Genomic DNA, 16,674 nt, shown 5'->3' on the forward strand with positions numbered 1-16,674 from the left:
AGACATACGCCCGGATGACCGCAATTGGCCGAATAGCAAAGTTGAGGTTCACCATGTTCGATATCGACATTCAAATCGATCGCCCCGTCGCAACTGTCTTTGATTACCTCAAGGATATAGAGGCTTGCTCGCTCTGGTATGAGGCGGTGCGGTCAGTCGATCTCATCTCCTCCGGCCCAACGGGCCAAGGGAGCCGGTTTCAGTTCAAACGCGAGATCGGCGGCAAGGCGATCGACAACACCGTCGAAGTCACCGAATTTCGCGAGCCTGATCTTTTGACAATCGCCAGCGTCAACGGACCAACGCCTTTCAGCTATTGCTATCGATTGTCACCGAGCGATGGTGGTACCCGGCTTCATCTGACAGGGTCGATAAGCGGCGAAGGATTGACAGGCGCCATTGCGTTGTTCGCGCCGCTCGCCAACACGCTGTTCAAGAAGGGCATGCGGGCCAATCTTGAAATACTGAAGCGCCTCATTGAGAGATCTGCTCAGTGACTGCACGTCCAGGCGGCATCGTGACATTTCATCGTTGGATTTTCGAACTGCTGACGTGCTCGCGCAGCACTGCTCCAGCGCAGGCCGCTCCGATGAAGCGAGCACTATAACCCCGGCGATCTCGCCGCCCAGGCCTTGGTAGCCTGGCAGTTGTCCATCGCCCTGATGTAGGCCGGGCGTGCCGTCGTGCGGGCGAGATAGTCCCGCTCGGCAGAACCAGGGACGTAGTTGCCGGTTCGCAGGCCGAGCAGCAGGGCGTAGCTCACCGAGATGTCGGCAGCCGTGAATCGGTCGCCGGCAAGATAGGGGCATTCCGCGAGGCGGCGGATCACGAACCCCAGCCGGCTCTCGAAGGTCTCGAGGGCCCACTGGGTCGCCCGGGCCTCTCGCTCGGCTTCGGGCGCCAGCTGGCGACCGACAATGACGGCGTTCATCGGCCCGGCGAGCCCCGCTTCGCCCAAGTGGAGAAATTGCAGATAGGACGCGAAGGCGGGATCATCGGGGGCGACGGCAAGCGCACCTGAGCCGTATCGGGCGAGCAGGTACTCGAGAATCGCGATCGATTCGACCATGATCGTCTCGCCGTCCTGCAATACGGGAATGAAACCGGCGGGGTTGATGGCGAGGAAACCGCGATCATTCTCGACTGCACGCAGATCGACCGGGCGCAGCCGATAAGCCAATTTCAATTCCTCGAGCAGCCAAACGACGCGGAAGCCGCGACCTTCGCCATAGACGGTGAGCATCGTTGAGCGCTCCTGGATTGGGCTGGATGGCCTAACTCGCAGAGGTAAGCCCGTCGCGCAACGGACCATCGATGGCGCAACATGCACGCAAGGCTTGGCGCGCATGTGCGACATGCCTTTGTGCGACATGGCTTGGGTGACAAGCCTCGGGGCGAGCGGAGGCTTGCGCGATTTCGGAATATTAGAATAATATCCTTGAGTTGCCCGACATGTCAAGTTGCGTGGCCGAACGTCGGCCGTCGCCGGCTACTGTGCATGGGGTTGTTTTCGATATTTTTGGCCGCGCCCCCTGCGACGGCCCCATGATCTCATCTTGCGCTAGCCGGTGCCGCCCGGCTCCAGCGCCTCGCCGAGCTGGATCGGATGCGCCATGGTTTCGTGCAATGCATCCTTGTCGAGCTCGCCCTCGGACAGGCTGATCACCACGCAGGCGACACCGTTGCCGACCAGATTGGTCAGCGCGCGGCACTCGCTCATGAACTTGTCGATGCCGACCAGGATCGCAATCGACTGGATCGGAATGTCAGGCACGATCGACAGCGTCGCGGCGAGCGTGATGAAGCCTGCGCCGGTGACGCCGGAGGCGCCCTTCGAGGTGATCATCGCGATGCCGAGAATGCCGAGCTCCTGCCAGATCGTCAGATGGGTGTTGGTGGCCTGCGCCAGGAACAGCGTCGCCAGCGTCATGTAGATATTGGTGCCGTCGAGATTGAAGCTGTAGCCGGTCGGCACCACGAGACCGACCACCGAGCGCGAGGCGCCGAGATGCTCCATCTTCTGGATCAACTGCGGCAGCACCGTTTCCGACGACGACGTGCCGAGCACGATCAGGAGTTCGTCCTTGATATAGGCGATGAAGCGGATGATGGAAAATCCCGCCAGCCGTGCGATGGCGCCGAGCACGATCAGCACGAACAGGATGCTGGTGAGATAGAACGTGGCGATCAACGCTGCCAAATTGGCGAGCGAACCGAGGCCGTAGGCGCCGACCGTGAAGGCCATCGCGCCGAACGCGCCGATCGGTGCAACTCGGACGATGATGCGGATGATGCCAAAGAACATCTTGGCCGCCTTGTCGATCGCCGCCGAGATCGGCTCGCCGGCCGGGCCCATCAGCGCGATGGCAAACCCTGACAGGATCGAGATCAGCAGCACCTGCAACAGGTCGCCGCGTGCCACCGCACCAAGATAACTGTCCGGGATGATCGCCATCAAATGGGCGACGATGCCCTGCTCCTTCGCCTGGGTGACATAGGTCGCGACAGACTTCGGATCGATGGTCGACGGATCGATGTTGAAGCCTCGGCCCGGTTGCAGCAATTCGCCGACGAGAAGGCCGAATGCGAGCGCGACCGTGGACACCGCCTCGAAATAGATCAGGGTCTTCAACCCGACGCGGCCGACACGCTTGAGATCACCCATCGAGGAGATGCCGTGGACCACGGTGCAGAAGATCACCGGCGCGATCATCATCTTGATCAGCGCGATGAAACCGTCGCCGAGCGGCTTCAACGCCTTGCCGAGATCAGGATAGAAATGCCCGATCAGGACCCCCGCGAAGATTGCGATCAGCACCTGGACGTAAAGGATCTTGTACCAGGGCTGATGCGTGCGATGGGCGGCGGGCTTGATCGCGTCTGTGGTCATGAGGTGCCCCGGGCTGGAAATGAACTCGACTGGTGATGCCATCTTGGCGGAGCCGCACGCAAGCGACAATGGCCATTCGCGGCCGCCGCGCGCGCACACGAATCTGTCATAGACTAGGACCGGCTCGCATCCGGAGGCTGAGGATGGAATTCACCGCATTGTTTCTCGCCATCACCATCGCCATGCTGGTGGCCTGGCGTGGTCCGCGTCCGGTCGCGATCGGATTGTTCGCGGTGATCCTGGTTGCGTGCATCGCAACCTTGCTGCATCACGCCACCGACCGTCTCACGCTGTCGTTCTGAGGCCAGCCATGACCGACACCCAGGCAGTGACCCTGAATGCGCTGGCGCTCTACGGTCTCGCGCTGCTGCTGGCGGCGGCCTTTGCGGCGCAGCTCGTGCTGCACGAGCTGCCCTGCCCGCTGTGCTTGTTGCAACGCACGCTGTTTGCGCTGCTGGCGGTCGGACCGATCCTGAACATCCGCTTCGGACCGCGGCCGACCCATTACGCGTTGTCGCTGCTGACCGCGGTGGTCGGCGCGTCTGTCTCGACCCGGCAGGTGCTGCTGCACATCCTGCCCGGCGACACCGGCTATGGGTCGGCACTGCTCGGCTATCATTATTATACGTGGGCGCTGATCGGCTTCATCGCGGCGATCGTCCTGCTCGCCGCCATGCTGCTGTTCGACCGCCAGTTCGATCACCGTGCGGCGCCGGGCGCCTCGCCCGGCCGGTTCGCGCAAGGCGCGGTGTGGCTGGTGATCGGGCTGACGGCGCTGAACGCGCTCTCCACCCTGCTCGAATGCGGCTTCGGCGCCTGCGCCGACAATCCGATCGTCTATGAGCTGCTGAAGTAGGCGGCCTAGGGACGCTTCGGAATATTCAAGCCGCGTTCCACGGCCGGACGCTTGAGACCACGCTCCAGCCAGGCCGCGACGTGGGTGAAGCGGTCGAACTCGACCAGCTCGCGCGCGCCGTAAAAGCCGATCAGATTGCGCACCCAGCCGAGCATCGAGATGTCGGCGATGGTGTATTCGTCATCCATGAACCATTGCCGTCCGGTGAGATGCGTCTCCATCACGCCGAGCAGGCGCGCGGATTCGGCGACGTAGCGCTGCAACGGCCGCTTGTCCTCATAATCCTTGCCGGCGAATTTATGGAAGAAGCCGACCTGGCCGAACATCGGCCCGATGCCGCCCATCTGGAAGTGCACCCACTCGATCGCCTGGTAGCGGCGCGCCGCATCCGCCGGCAACAGCTTGCCGGTCTTCTCGGCGAGATATTGCAGGATCGCGCCGGATTCGAACAACGGCAGCGGCTTGCCGCCGGGACCGTTGGGATCGAGGATCGCCGGGATCTTGCCGTTCGGATTCAGCGACAGGAACTCCGGCGTCTTCTGGTCGTCCTTGTTGAAGTCGACAAGGTGGACCTCGTAGGGCAGCCCGATCTCCTCCAGCATGATCGAGACCTTCACGCCGTTCGGCGTCGGCAGCGAATAGAGCTGCAAGCGGTCGGGATGCTGCGCGGGCCAGCGCTTCGTGATCGGAAAGGCAGACAGGTCGGGCATGGATGAGCTTTCGGAGGGCGGGCGATGGGAGACCGAACCAATCTAGGTGATCCGGCGCGCCGATTGAAGCCCGCCCCCTCCGCAATTATCCAGCGCTCGGGCGCGATCCGCAGCGCCCGTCCGATGGCTCACTCCGACGGAACACCGATCACTTCTTCGCGCGTTTCGTCTTTGCGCGCTTGGCAGGACGAGCCGCCACACGCCGCTTCTTGGCTTTCGCCGCCTTCTTGGTCTTTACTGATTTGGCCTTGGCTGATTTGGCTTTCGCCGTCCTGGTTGTCGACTTCCGGGTCTTCGCGGCCTTGCTGCGCGCGGCCGCGGCCGCCCTCGGCTGGCCGGCTGCCGAGCTGTGCTTGGTCGCGCCACCTTGCCGGCGCGGCGCGCGGGCATGCGGGCCGATGGCCGGCGCGACGCCACCTACCGCCGCTTGGAGGCCCGGGCGGGCGCGCGTGCTGGTCTGATCGACCGGCGTCGGCAACGAATCCGCGGCCGGCGTCGCCGACAGCCAGAACGACAGCTCGGCGGATTTGACCTGATTGTCGGTCGAGAAGTAGCTGTTCTGCCAGCTGTCGTCGGTTGCGAGGAAATGCCAGGCCGTGTTGGGGCTGGTTTGCAGCCAGTAGCGCCAGGCGTAGTGATCGTAGACGTCGAGGCAATGTGCGGCATAGGCTTCCGCGACCGCACGGTGGCCGCGGATGATCGCCATGTTCTCGTCGTTGTTGTAGGAGGCCTTGTAACCGAGATTGTGGCTGCCGGTGATGACGACGCAATCATCGTCGAACGGATCGATCACGACGATCTTGTCGTGGATCACGGCGTGGCCCGCCTGGTTCAGCTCGGCCTCCCACTGCCCGAACGCGTCCGACTTGGTCACGCCGCGGGTATGGATCACCCGGTAATCCTCGGGCAATGGCGGATCGCCCTTCTGCCGCTTCGCCGGCTTGGTCCCCGCGCCGCCGCCGGTGATGCCGACAGCGAAGGCGCCCGACGCCTGCGGCGCGGTGACCGCGCCACGCACGAACAGCGAAGGCTTCGCCTTCAACGCGTCGGCGATCTTGTTGATGATGCTCGGCGAGCCCGGCTCGAACACCAGAAACACGATCGCCTGCTTGGCGCCGGCGATCGCGTCGAACACCATCTGCATGTCAGGCGGCGTCGCCTCGTTTGGTCCGGGCTTGCTGGCGCGGCGCTGCGGCGTGTTCGGCGAGAACCAGAGATCGACGGTGCCGCTGTTGTCTTCCAGCGTGATGGTCGGCAGCTTGGTGCCGTCAGCGCCGCGGAGCGGCGCCCCCTGCTGCGCCTTGCCGTTATTGCCGGGCGGCACGGTGTCCTGCTTCAGCCGCTTCCAGTAGTCGGCATAGGCCTGGGCCATCGCCGGCGAGCGCGCGATGATCGTGTTGTTGGTCTGCGCGCACAGCGCGTTCGACGTGCAATTGGTCGATCCGAACAGGACCGCCTGCGGCGTCCCGTTGACCAGCACCTGGAACTTGTTGTGGCCGATGCTGTTGCTCGGCATGAACCGGTCAATGACGGTCAATCCGGCCGCCTTGATCTGCTGGCGCTCTTCGGCATAGGCGTCGTTGGTGAGATCGCCGGTCTTCTTGCTGCCGCTGGGCATGTTGGAGAGGATCAGGCTGCCGCGGCTGTGCAGCGCCGCAAAATGCTGGATCAGCTCGGGATCCTGGAATTCGTAGAGCGCGAGCAGCAACTCCCCGTTTGAGTTCAACGCCTCATCGGGCAACGTGGTGAGCGCCTTGATCATGTCTCCGGCAAGGTCGACGCGCAACTGATCGCCGATCTTGACAATCCGCTCCTTCAGAATGTCGACCATCGCGCCCGCCGGCGATCCGTCGGTCAGCTTGTGGGCGGTGGCCTGAGTCGCGAGGATGCCACGATTGAAATATGCCGACAGCGTTCCGTAGTTCGGATTGAGCTGCACCTGGTTCGAGACCAGCGGACCGAACGGCATGGGCGTCAGCTTGCCGGGGGCGCCCGTCATTGGCACGATCTTGTATTTGTAGGTGCCCCCGCGTTTGGCGAAGACATCCTTCCAGAAGAACTTCTGGACGGGATCGTCGGCGGTGGTACGACCTTCGGTCGCCTGCTCGCCCTTGAACGTGGCCAGCGCCGGCAGCACGGTTTCGGTTCCCGCCTTGACGTCGATCCGGTGCACGGCGAAGCCGAGGCAATCCTTGAGCTTGCCGCCGAAGGTCCAGGCGACCACGGCCATGTCGTTGTTGGAGAACGCAACGGCTTTCATAACGCCTCCTCAAATCCGGTTTGTGAGAATCAAGCAGATCGAAGCCCGCAGCAGGTCTGCCGGGGCCGCATCAATGAATACCCAAATCAGATCGCGCGACGATGACGCTGCGCTTCCGGTCCGCACAATCGCCAACGCCCCGCTCCGCGAGATATTGAATGGATTTGCTACCGAAAGCTGTGAAATGATTCACAGATCGCGCGAATGTATTGGCGGTCCGCGCGGCCTTGCCGGTCGGCGGCCGATAGGACAGATTGGCTCGCGACAGCGCTCCAGCCGACACGGACGACGAATGCCTCTGGGCCTCTCCGACGACGAACTCGCGACGCATCCGACGGTGTTCGCAGCCGACGCGCTGGCCGGTCAGGTGGTCGTCGTGTCCGGCGGCGCCGGCGGCATCGGCCGCGCCATCGCCTGGCTGTTCGCCCGGCTCGGCGCCCACGTCGTTGTTGCGGGGCGCAATGCCGACAAGCTCGACGCGCTTGTCGATCATCTCGGCCATCGCGGCCTGAAGGCCTCCGTGCATGTCACCGACATCAGGGATGCCGATGCGGTCAACGCGATGTTCGATGCGCTATGGGCCGAGCACGGCCGCATCGATCATCTCGTCAACAGCGCCGGCGGCCAGTTCCCGCAGGCCGCGATCGACGTCTCGATCAAGGGCTGGAACGCGGTCATCAACACCAACCTCAACGGCACCTGGTACATGATGCAGGCCGCGGCGCAGCGCTGGCGCGACCGCACGCATCCCGGCAGCATCGTCAATATCGTCGTGGTCACGACACACGGCCTCTACGGCATCGCGCACTCGATCGCGGCGCGCTCCGGCGTGATCGGGCTGTCGCGCGCGCTGGCGGTCGAATGGGCGCCGCTGAACATCCGCATCAATTGCATCGCGCCCGGTGCGATCGAGACCGAGGGCTGGAACGTCTACAGCGAGGCGGCACGCGCCGCCTATCCGCGCTCCAACCCGATGATGCGCCCGGGCACGCCCTGGGACATCGCCGAAGCCGCCGTCTATCTCGCCGCGCCGTCCGGCAAGTTCATCACCGGTGAGATGCTGACCGTCGACGGCGGCGGCCAGCATTGGGGCGAGACCTGGACCACCGGCAAGCCGGACTATTTCAGGGGCGGCGAATAAACGCCGGTCACCGCCGCCCGTTCGTCACTTCCCGTCGTCGAAGCTGACGATGACAGCGGCGTTTGCGATCAGGATCGGGTCATTGCCGAGATCGGACGGAATCTCGAGCCCACCCGCGATCGCCTTCACGGTCTTGGTGCCATAGGGCAGTTCCCTGGCGACGGCTTCGGTATCGACTGCTTCGGGATTCGGAACGGCGATTGTGACATCGACGAACATGTCGTTGGCGGTCTTGCCGAGCATGCGGAAGAAACCGAGGCTGGAATGGCGGATCGCGTCCGAGACCGCCCGCTTGGCAGCCTTGGTGGCGTCGCGGCCGTGAACGTCGACGCCCATGCCCATTTCGGTGATACAGCGCACGCGTGTCATGAGACTTTCCTGTTGTCGTTGGCGTGAGAGACTGATCACTCCTTCGACCCCCGCACGCGCGGCGTCAAGCCGGGTCCCTCGCTTCGCTTACGCGGTTGTGATCGCCACCGGCAAGTAACCACGCCGCAAGGCCGGCAAGGATCGCCGCCGCAACCACCAAGACGCAGGCCGCGCCCCAGCCCCATGCCGACACGACCGCACCGACCGCGATCGGCCCCGTCACCTGACCAAAATTGCTGCCGGTCATCAACAGACCCATCATGACCGGCACCATTGCTGCCGAACGCGCCGCCGCAGGTGCCGTTGCAAGCAAAGTCGCCGGGATCAGTCCGCCGGTCGCGGAGAACAGCAGGCACAGGAAGAATGCACCCCACCCACCGAGCACCGGCAGGAAAATGCCGAGCGCGGAGGCCCCCATCACCAATGCCGCGACGGCGATCAGCAAGGTGCGGTTCACGCCGCGCGCGAGCAGCTTGCCTGCGGTGAGATTGCCGACGACGTTGCCGGCCGCCGCCAGGGCACTGAGCCCGCCGGCGCTCTGGCTGGAGACGCCGAGCCGGTCGGTCAAGAGGATCGGGAGGAAGCTGAACAGCGCAAAGAACATCAGGCTATAGAGCGCAAACAACACCATTAGAAGCGCCGGGGTGCGCCGCCGCGCCAGCGCGGTCGCCTCCTGCAACAGCCCCGCCCGCGCCGGACCAGTCCGCGATGCCACGCCCGGAACGAAGATACCGGCGAGGACGAACAGCGCGGCGGCAAAGGCGGCACTGGCCCACCAGATTGCGCGCCAGCTACCGAACATCGGGCCGGCGACCAGCGCCAGCGCGATCCCGAACGGCATCACGCAACTCCACACCGCCATGGTGACGTCGCGCGCGCTGACATCGACGACACGATCGAGCAATGCGGGAGCTGCGACCATCACCAGCAGGAAGCCGAGCCCTTCCACCAGCCGCGACGCCAACAGCACCGCAAGCTGCGGCGCCAGCGCGCCCGAGGCCGCACCGAGCGTGATGGCGGCAAGGCCGCACAGCAGCACCCTTCGCGCGCCGACCGCGGCGATCACGACACCCGCCGGAACGCTACCGACGAGTCCCAGCACCGCAAAGATGCCGGCGACCGTTCCGACCGCGGCGAGATCAATGCCAAGACTCTGCTGCAACATCGACGCGGCGATCGGCACCTTGCCGACCTGCAGGGCGGCGCCGATCCCGCACCCCATCACGATCGCGACCGTCGCCCATCGCTTCGCCTCGCCCTGCTGCCCCACGGCCGTCTCGATCGACATGCGTCCACCCACCCCTGCTCACTTCACGACAAATAGCGTTTCCGGGCCATCGATAGGAGTGATATGTTTTGCATCCAATTGATCGATTTCATAGATCATGCTCGATAACCTCACGCTCGATCAGATCCGGGTCTTCGTCGCCATCGCCGAGAGCGGCAGCTTTCGCGCGGCGGCGACCAAACTGGCGCGGGTGCAATCCGCGGTCAGCCATGCCGTTGCCAATCTCGAGGCCGAGCTCGGCCTCATGCTGTTCGACCGCTCCACCCATCGTCCGGCGCTCACGGCCGAAGGCAAGGCACTGCTCGGCAACGCGCGCGACCTCCTGCTCCGGGTCGATGCGATGCGGGCACGGGCGCACGGCCTCGGCGACGGTGTCGAGCCGGAGCTCGCGCTGGTCGTCGACACGCTGTTTCCGATCGCAGCCATCGGCGCGGCGCTCGCGGAGATGCGGGCGGCCTATCCGTCGGTCAGCGTACGGCTTGCGGTCGAACCGATGGGCGGCCCGATCGCCGCCCTGACCGAACGCCGCAGCGCGCTCGCCGTCACGGTCGGCGAAGACTTTCGCGATCCTCGCGTTGCGCTCGAGGCGATCTGCGCCGTGCAGATGGTCGCGGTCGCCTCCGCAAACCATCCGCTCGCACGCCGCGGCCGCAAGAGCGTCGCCGACCTCGCCGATCATCTGCAGATCGTGCTGTCGGATCCGACGCCGCTGTCGGAGGGCCGCAGCTTCGGCGTGCTGTCGCCGCAGATTTGCAGGGTCAACAATCAGGACACCAAGCACGCCATGATCCTGGCGGGACTCGGCTGGGGCCGGCTGCCGCTCTGGCAGGTGGCGCGTGACCTCAGGGAGCGCCGCCTGGTGCGGGTTGAAACCGGCGCGCTCGGCCGCAACGCGGCACTCGCGATGGAAGCTTATCTCGCGCACCGACTCGACGAGCCGCTCGGCCCTGCCGCACGCGCATTTGCGGATGCGCTGACGCGGATCGCCGCGCGCAAACACACACCGAAGATCACGGCGACGGCCGCAAAGAAACGCTAAGCCGCTGCCCGCCCGCTCCAGCTGGAGATCGCTCGTAAGCGCTTCAATCCTCGATCTCGCCGCTGCGGATCGCGAGCCGGATGGCTTGCGCCGTCGTGGCAACACCCAGCCGAAGTCGCGCCCGCCGCAAATGGTTCTCGACCGTCCGCTCCGACAGCCCCAGCGACGCCGCGATGTCGGCTTGCCGCCGTCCGGCTGCAATCCAGCGCAGCACCTCGCGCTCGCGCGGCGACAGGCTCGACGCACCGTTCGACTGACGCGCTTCCATCAGCCGGCGCGCGGCGCGAAAGGCCGAGGTGCCGATCATCGTCAGCACCGCGCGCGTCGGCGCCGACGCGTCGATCCGCGTCCCGGCGAAGCTCATCGCGCCTTCAAGCCCGGTTCGCCCGAACACCGGAACCTGCAGCCCGTGGAAACCCGGTCCGCGCGGCGAACGCACCACACGGTATTTCTCGCCGCGCGCCGACATCACCTTGGTCCAGAAAAATGACTCATCGACATTGAGGAAATTGCGCGTCACCGGGCAATGCCGGACGTAGGTCTCGGCATCGACCGTCACGCCCTTGCCGAACCAGTCGCCTTCGACCCAGTAGATGCTCTCAACCAGGTCCTCGCGTGCCGGCGACGCCGAGAACATCACGAACCGGTCGTAGCCAAGTGGCACGACCGACGACCGCACAATTGACTGAATCGCAGCCAAGCTCTCACTGCCCTCGATCGCAACCACGGCTTCGATGTAACGGTCCATGCTGATGTCATCGAGTTTCGGCAGACCCGGCCGTTCGTGACCCGGCGCGTTGAGGAGTTTCCCCCAACCCGGACGGACCTGCAAGCCGCCAGGCGGCGTAGCGGAGTTCGCCGCGCTGCCACGGGCTTTGGCTGCCTTTTGTCCTCAACGCCCGCCGAGCGTATCGAGCAAAGCCTTTGCGGCCGCCTTGCCGACATTGTTGGCGGCGAACGGACTGTCCCCGGTGATCAGCTTGCGATCCTGATGCGTCTTGCCGGTGATGTCCTTGTTCAGGATCTCGACGCCGAGTGCCTGCAGCTGTTCGCCGAACGCCCAGGTCAGCGCGCCCGGCATGTAGCCGATATCAGGCGTGGTCCGATCGATGGCGTCGGGGAATGCGCAGATCTTGTAGCCCTTGAAGGGATAGTCGCCCTTGGCTTCGCCGACCGCGGACGCCAACAGCGCCGCTGGACCATGGCAGAGCGAGATGATGTGCTTGTCGTTGTCGAGCGCCCATTTAAGGGTCGCCTTCACGTCGAGGCTTTCGGGAAGGCCGATCAGCGCGCCATGGCCGCCCGGAATGAACACCGCGATATAGTCGGAATCCTTGCCGAGCTTGGTTTCGATCACGTCCGAGAGCTTGAGCGGCTGCTTCAGCCTGCCGAGATACTTCTGGTAGATGCTCTTGACCGCGTCGTCCTCCTTCGGGAATGCCCAGAGCTCAAATTTGACCGGGTTGCCCGACACGGTCGCGATGTCGAATTCGAAGCCGGCCTTGTCGAGGTGATACATCGGCAACAAGGTTTCGACCGGATGGTTGCCGGTCGAGAACATCGTGCCGTTCTGCAACAGCAGATAGCGCTCGTCCGCGGCAATCATCAGGATCTTCCAGCGGCCGCCCTTGTAGGCGTTGGGATAATCCGCGCCGGAGAGATCCGACTTGGCCGAGGTGAATTGCCCAAGCGAGTAAGGCGACGGAAAGAAGGCGTTGTTCTCCGCCGGATCGGCTACGGGGCGCTTGTCCTGGGATTGCTCGGACATCGAGATATCCTCTCTCATCGTGTTGCGGTCCGGAAAAGGTAAGCACGATGCGCGAAATCACGAATGAGGGATTTCCCTCAATGGCCCACGAGATGGACGAACCTGATGCCGGTCCGATGCAGCTTGAGGGAAAGGAGGCGACGATATTCATCACAACGTCGAGAGCCCCTGCCTCACCTCCCCGCCGTTTGGCTCCAATTCATCTTGGTCGACCGATCATGCGCGCGACCGATCGCGGTCTCGCAAGGAGCCGTGCACCATGCCGATCAGCCGCCGGCGAGCGCTCACGCTCGCCTCGTTCTTTGTGGCGACCCCGCTGCTTCGTGCCGAAGGCCGTGCCGAACCGGCTCCGACCACCGGAGCCGCGACCTTCGACATGGCAACGTTCACCGCCGCATCCGGCGACGATGCCGACGCGGCTTTCGCCAAGGCGCTGGCTGCGATCGCCAAGGCCGCGGCTGACGCAAGCAAGGCGGGCCCCACTCACATCGTCCTCAATCTGGAGAAGAACGCAAGCTACCGGATCAAGCGGCCGCTCACGTTCCGGCAGTTGCACGGCTTCGAGCTCAATGGCAATGGCGCACAGCTGATCAACACGACGCGCAGCGGAACCCTGGTGATCTCCAGCTGCAACCGCCTCACCGTTCGCGATCTCACCATCGACTACGACCCGTTGCCCTTTACGCAAGGGACGATCACTGCCTTCGACAAGCAGGCGGTCGACATCACGGTGAAGGTCGACCCCGGCTATCCCGATGATGCCGCGCTGCTCGCCACCTTCACGGACGGCTTCTTCAAGGTGATGGACCGCCACAACCGGTCGCTGAAGACCGGCGCCAGGGATTTCCTCTCGCCGGCCCATGCCGCGCGCGTCAGCGACGGCCTCATCAAGGTGCATCTGCACTGGAGTGCGAACGATCGTTTCCCGAGCCAGCTGCCGATCGCGGTCGGCGATGTCGTCACCATCGCAAATAGCGGCGCGCAGGCCATCGCCGTGGACTCCAGCGTCGCCACCAGCCTGATCGACCTGAAGCTCTTGGCCTCGCCAGGCATGGGCATCATCGAGAACGGCGGCGACGGCTCGATGATGCTGCAAAAGGTTTCGGTCGTTCCCGGCCCGCGACCAAAGGGCGCCGCGACCGACCGGCTGATCTCGACCAACTCCGACGGCTCGCATTTCACCGCGGTCACGCGCGGTCCGACCCTGGAGGATTGCAGTTTCGCCAACACCTCCGACGATGCCATCAATGTGCACGGCTTCTACTATTACGTCGTGGCGAAGACCGCAGCGCGACGGTTCCTGCTCAGCCCGAAATGGGACATCGGCCTTGCGGCCGGCGACGACATCGAGAGCTGCGACCACGCGACCTTTCGCTCGCTCGGCCGCGGCAAGGTCGCGCAATTGACCAAGCGCCACGCGCCGGAGCTGAAAGCGAAGATCGCCCAGCTCTGGAAGAACCGGAGCCCGACCACCCAACCGGACCTCGTCTATGAGGTCGTGCTGCAGCAGGACCTGCCGCTCAACACCGGCGATGCCATCACCTCACTGACCCACATCGGCTCCGGCGCCACCGTGCTGCGCTGTAACTTCCACGCCTGCGGCCGTGTGCTGATGAAGGGGCCGAACGCCATCGTCGAGAACTGCCAGTTCACCTTCTCGACCGGCGTAGCCCTGCAGGCAGGCAGCGATATCGGCTTCTGGTCGGAGTCCGGATTTGCCGACAACCTCGTGTTCCGCAACAACCGCTTCAGCCACTGCGTCAACGGCGCCAATGAGCTGACCAGCGGCAGCGGAACGCTCAGCGCGATCTATGTCGGCATGGTGGCACCGGAAGGCGCCAAGGGATTTCAGGCCAATTTCGAGAACCGGCGTGTCATCATCGAAGGCAATCACATCGACGATTCCTACATCTACGCGATCTTCGTCAGCAATGCCGACGGTGCCAAGATCGCCGGCAATGTGATCGGCCAGACTTTTGTACGCGGCAACGCGTTCGGGACCGGCGATTTCTTCCACATCAAGCCGGCCAGCGCGATCTTCGTCGGCCGCGCCCGGAACATCGAGATCAGCAACAACGTCGCCGCACGGGGCAAGATCGCGACGAATGCCGTCGCGATCGATCCGAGCTGCGACAAGCGCACGGTGCATCTCGCCGGCAACCGGCTGGCCTGAGCCGGTTACACGCCCTGCTTCTGCAACACCGTGATGTGCAGACGGCGGCGGATCGCCATGCCCTGGCGGCGGTAGAGCGCGATCGCCGAGACGTTGCTGGTGAAGACATGCAGGAACGGAATTTCGCCGCGCGCCACGATCTGGCGGCCGACCGCCGATAGCAGCGCCTGCGCATAGCCGCGGCCGCGGTGATCCGGATGCACGCAGACCGCGGTCATCTCGGTGTAGTTCCCCGGCTTCATGCGTTCCCCGGCCATTGCGACCAGCTCATCGCCGATGCGAATGCCGAAGAAATTGCCGAGCTCATGCGTCCGCGTGCTGAACGGTCCGGGTTTTGTCAGTGCCGTCAGCGCCATCATCGCGGGAACGTCGGCTTCGCCGAGCCTGACGATCTCGACGCCGGGCGCGGAATAGTCCGCAGGCATCCCGATCATCTGCTCGCCGGTCTCGGCCAGCAGCACCTTGAACTCCGATGGCACGGCGACCGGATCGGGCGTGAACAGCACCGCGATGTCAGGCCTCGACAGCAGCGCACCGAGCGCGGCAAAGCTCTGCGGCGACATGTCGACCATGTCGGCAAAGGGCGCGATCGCGAGCGGGAAGCGCCGGGCGTCGGTGTCGCCTTCCGCCAGGTCGCGCTGCCGTGTGGTCAGCGCGCTCCAGATTGGACGATCAAGCGGATGGCGTGGCGGAACTTCGGACATGCGGCGCTTCGCTCCTGATTTTTTCGGAGCAGAGCAAGAAGCGCCGACAAAATCCAGCGTGGCGTGATGTGGCTGCGGCTCACAATCACGCCAGCTGGATTTCTTCTCGTTGGACCGGACGGCCCCTACGCCACTTTCAGGCAGAGTTCGGTGCCGCCCTTCAGCGGCAGCGTGATCGACACGAAGCCATTCTTGGGATCGCGGACGAACTCCAGGAAATCCGCCTCGGCATTGTCGTTCATGACATAACCGCCGACGCGAAGCTGCGGCGCGACGATCTCAATCACCTGGCGCGCCAGCGTCGCTCCCTTGTCGCCCGGCCAGCCGTCGATCAGGATGAAGTCGACAGGACCACCGAGATCGCGCAGCGTCTTGCGTGCATCGCCCTCGCGGATCTCGGCGTAATCCGCCAGGCCAGCGTCGGCAAGGTTGCGTTTGGCGGCCGCGACCTTGGCCGGCACGATCTCCGAGCCGATCACCGTGCCGCCGCCATTGTCGCGCATCGCGGCGGCGAAATAGAGCGTCGACATGCCGACCGATGTCGCGAACTCGGCGACACGTTTGGCGCCCAGGCCGCGGCACAACAGGTAGATCAATTCGCCCTGCTCCGGGTGGATCGAGAATCCCTGCTCGGCATAGTCGTGCGGATCGCGGCTACCGCTCTGCATCGGGTTGCCGCGCACCGGCGCGCGGCGCGTGGCCTGCAGCCGCTCGATGACGGCCGTGACGCGGGCGTCAGTGATCGCGCTGTGCGGTTCAGCATTGTACATGAAGGGTTTCCTCTGCTGCGACTGCGTCATTGCTGCAGGATTTCAGCTGCCGCGCGGTCGAGGATCTTTGCGATCCGTCGCGCCTCGGCGGCATCGCAGCCGCGTTTCTGGCGCAGCGCGCTCTTCAGCGCGTGACGGGCGCGGTGAATATCGTCGGACGCCTCGCTATCGAGATCGCTGACGCCGGCGAAGGCTTCGCGCACCTCCTCCATGCGACGGCCGATCCGCGACAGCGCATCGAGAATGCTGTCGGCAGTGGCGCGGTTCTCGGCGAGATGCGCCTTGCCCTGCTCGGTGATGCTGTAGAGCTTGCGCGCCGCGTCCTGGGTCACGCTGGCGTGGCCGATCTCCTCGAGGAAGGTCAGCGCCGGATAGATCACGCCCGGACTCGGGCTGTAGAAGCCGTCCGACCGCTCCTCGATTTTCTTGATCAGCTCGTAGCCGTGGGCCGGCTGCTCGCCGAGCAGCGCCAGGATCACGAGTTGCAGGTCCTGCGACGAGAGCCGCCGCGATCCCGGAAAGTCGCCGCCGCCACCCCGGCCGAAGAAGCCATGACCGCCGCGGCCAAAGCGATGGCCGCCCCGGCCGTGCCGGCCCATGGCGAAGAACCCGAACCGGAAGCCGTCGCCGTCCCGGTCATGAAACCTTGATTTTCTCATTGGTCATTCCTTACTAAAAATATATCTTACGATATATCTATAGATCG

Annotated in this window: 17 protein-coding genes; 6 read left to right on the forward strand and 11 right to left on the reverse strand. The window is 64.5% G+C overall.

Annotated elements, in window-relative coordinates; genetic code table 11:
- Positions 1-53 precede the first annotated feature (53 nt).
- Positions 54-497, forward strand: a complete 444-nt coding sequence (locus tag JQ616_RS11730) for an SRPBCC family protein (protein WP_212014456.1) — start codon at positions 54-56, stop codon at positions 495-497.
- Positions 498-601: 104 nt separating this feature from the next.
- Here JQ616_RS11730 and JQ616_RS11735 read toward each other — a convergent pair whose 3' ends face one another.
- Both JQ616_RS11735 and JQ616_RS11740 read right to left on the reverse strand, forming a co-directional pair.
- The gene (locus JQ616_RS11735; RefSeq protein ID WP_212014457.1) at positions 602-1,243 is read right to left on the reverse strand and encodes a glutathione S-transferase family protein; all 642 of its coding nucleotides are present in this window, start codon (positions 1,241-1,243) and stop codon (positions 602-604) included.
- 318 nt (positions 1,244-1,561) lie between these two features.
- Entirely contained in the window at positions 1,562-2,890 is a 1,329-nt protein-coding gene (locus JQ616_RS11740) for a dicarboxylate/amino acid:cation symporter (RefSeq protein WP_212014458.1), read from the reverse strand.
- 143 nt (positions 2,891-3,033) lie between these two features.
- Here JQ616_RS11740 and JQ616_RS11745 point away from each other — a divergent pair, with 143 nt between their 5' ends.
- Both JQ616_RS11745 and JQ616_RS11750 read left to right on the forward strand, forming a co-directional pair.
- Positions 3,034-3,192 (forward strand): DUF5993 family protein, encoded by a 159-nt coding sequence (locus JQ616_RS11745; protein ID WP_212014459.1) that lies wholly within the window; start codon positions 3,034-3,036, stop codon positions 3,190-3,192.
- Between the two features lie 8 nt (positions 3,193-3,200).
- Entirely contained in the window at positions 3,201-3,746 is a 546-nt protein-coding gene (locus JQ616_RS11750) for a disulfide bond formation protein B (protein ID WP_212014460.1), read from the forward strand.
- A 5-nt stretch (positions 3,747-3,751) separates the two neighbouring features.
- On the opposite strand, the gene JQ616_RS11755 is transcribed toward JQ616_RS11750, so the two are convergent.
- Entirely contained in the window at positions 3,752-4,456 is a 705-nt protein-coding gene (locus tag JQ616_RS11755) for a glutathione S-transferase family protein (protein ID WP_212014462.1), read from the reverse strand.
- A gap of 148 nt (positions 4,457-4,604) precedes the next feature.
- Complete coding sequence (locus JQ616_RS11760; protein WP_212014464.1) at positions 4,605-6,716, reverse strand: phospholipase D-like domain-containing protein; 2,112 nt, start codon at positions 6,714-6,716, stop codon at positions 4,605-4,607.
- 292 nt (positions 6,717-7,008) lie between these two features.
- Here JQ616_RS11760 and JQ616_RS11765 point away from each other — a divergent pair, with 292 nt between their 5' ends.
- Entirely contained in the window at positions 7,009-7,857 is an 849-nt protein-coding gene (locus tag JQ616_RS11765; RefSeq protein ID WP_212014467.1) for an SDR family oxidoreductase, read from the forward strand.
- Positions 7,858-7,881: 24 nt separating this feature from the next.
- On the opposite strand, the gene JQ616_RS11770 is transcribed toward JQ616_RS11765, so the two are convergent.
- Both JQ616_RS11770 and JQ616_RS11775 read right to left on the reverse strand, forming a co-directional pair.
- Positions 7,882-8,226, reverse strand: a complete 345-nt coding sequence (locus tag JQ616_RS11770) for a Lin0512 family protein (protein ID WP_212014469.1) — start codon at positions 8,224-8,226, stop codon at positions 7,882-7,884.
- 64 nt (positions 8,227-8,290) lie between these two features.
- The gene (locus JQ616_RS11775) at positions 8,291-9,514 is read right to left on the reverse strand and encodes an MFS transporter (protein ID WP_212014471.1); all 1,224 of its coding nucleotides are present in this window, start codon (positions 9,512-9,514) and stop codon (positions 8,291-8,293) included.
- A 97-nt stretch (positions 9,515-9,611) separates the two neighbouring features.
- Between JQ616_RS11775 and JQ616_RS11780 the strand changes: the two genes are divergently transcribed.
- Positions 9,612-10,553: a LysR family transcriptional regulator gene (locus tag JQ616_RS11780; RefSeq protein WP_212014473.1), complete on the forward strand. Its 942-nt coding sequence runs from the start codon at positions 9,612-9,614 to the stop codon at positions 10,551-10,553.
- 43 nt (positions 10,554-10,596) lie between these two features.
- Here the strand turns inward: JQ616_RS11780 and JQ616_RS11785 are convergent, their stop codons facing one another.
- Together JQ616_RS11785 and hchA are read right to left on the reverse strand one after the other, a co-directional pair.
- Positions 10,597-11,301 carry a PA1136 family autoinducer-binding transcriptional regulator gene (locus JQ616_RS11785; RefSeq protein ID WP_212014475.1) on the reverse strand — a complete coding sequence of 235 codons (705 nt, stop codon included), beginning with the start codon at positions 11,299-11,301 and terminating at the stop codon, positions 10,597-10,599.
- Positions 11,302-11,445: 144 nt separating this feature from the next.
- The gene (gene hchA / locus JQ616_RS11790; RefSeq protein ID WP_212014477.1) at positions 11,446-12,321 is read right to left on the reverse strand and encodes a glyoxalase III HchA; all 876 of its coding nucleotides are present in this window, start codon (positions 12,319-12,321) and stop codon (positions 11,446-11,448) included.
- Between the two features lie 259 nt (positions 12,322-12,580).
- On the opposite strand from hchA, the gene JQ616_RS11795 reads away from it, so the two are divergent.
- Positions 12,581-14,494 (forward strand): right-handed parallel beta-helix repeat-containing protein, encoded by a 1,914-nt coding sequence (locus JQ616_RS11795; protein ID WP_212014479.1) that lies wholly within the window; start codon positions 12,581-12,583, stop codon positions 14,492-14,494.
- A gap of 5 nt (positions 14,495-14,499) precedes the next feature.
- On the opposite strand, the gene JQ616_RS11800 is transcribed toward JQ616_RS11795, so the two are convergent.
- From JQ616_RS11800 to JQ616_RS11810, 3 genes are all read right to left on the reverse strand, one after another.
- A complete protein-coding gene (locus tag JQ616_RS11800) occupies positions 14,500-15,198 on the reverse strand; it encodes a GNAT family N-acetyltransferase (protein WP_212014481.1) in 699 nt (232 codons plus the stop codon).
- Between the two features lie 125 nt (positions 15,199-15,323).
- Positions 15,324-15,968 carry an O-methyltransferase gene (locus JQ616_RS11805; protein ID WP_212014483.1) on the reverse strand — a complete coding sequence of 215 codons (645 nt, stop codon included), beginning with the start codon at positions 15,966-15,968 and terminating at the stop codon, positions 15,324-15,326.
- Positions 15,969-15,994: 26 nt separating this feature from the next.
- Entirely contained in the window at positions 15,995-16,627 is a 633-nt protein-coding gene (locus tag JQ616_RS11810) for a PadR family transcriptional regulator (RefSeq protein WP_212014485.1), read from the reverse strand.
- Positions 16,628-16,674 lie beyond the last annotated feature (47 nt).

Origin of the sequence: Bradyrhizobium tropiciagri, assembly GCF_018130545.1 — a bacterium.
In the GTDB taxonomy this organism is placed as follows: domain Bacteria; phylum Pseudomonadota; class Alphaproteobacteria; order Rhizobiales; family Xanthobacteraceae; genus Bradyrhizobium; species Bradyrhizobium tropiciagri_A.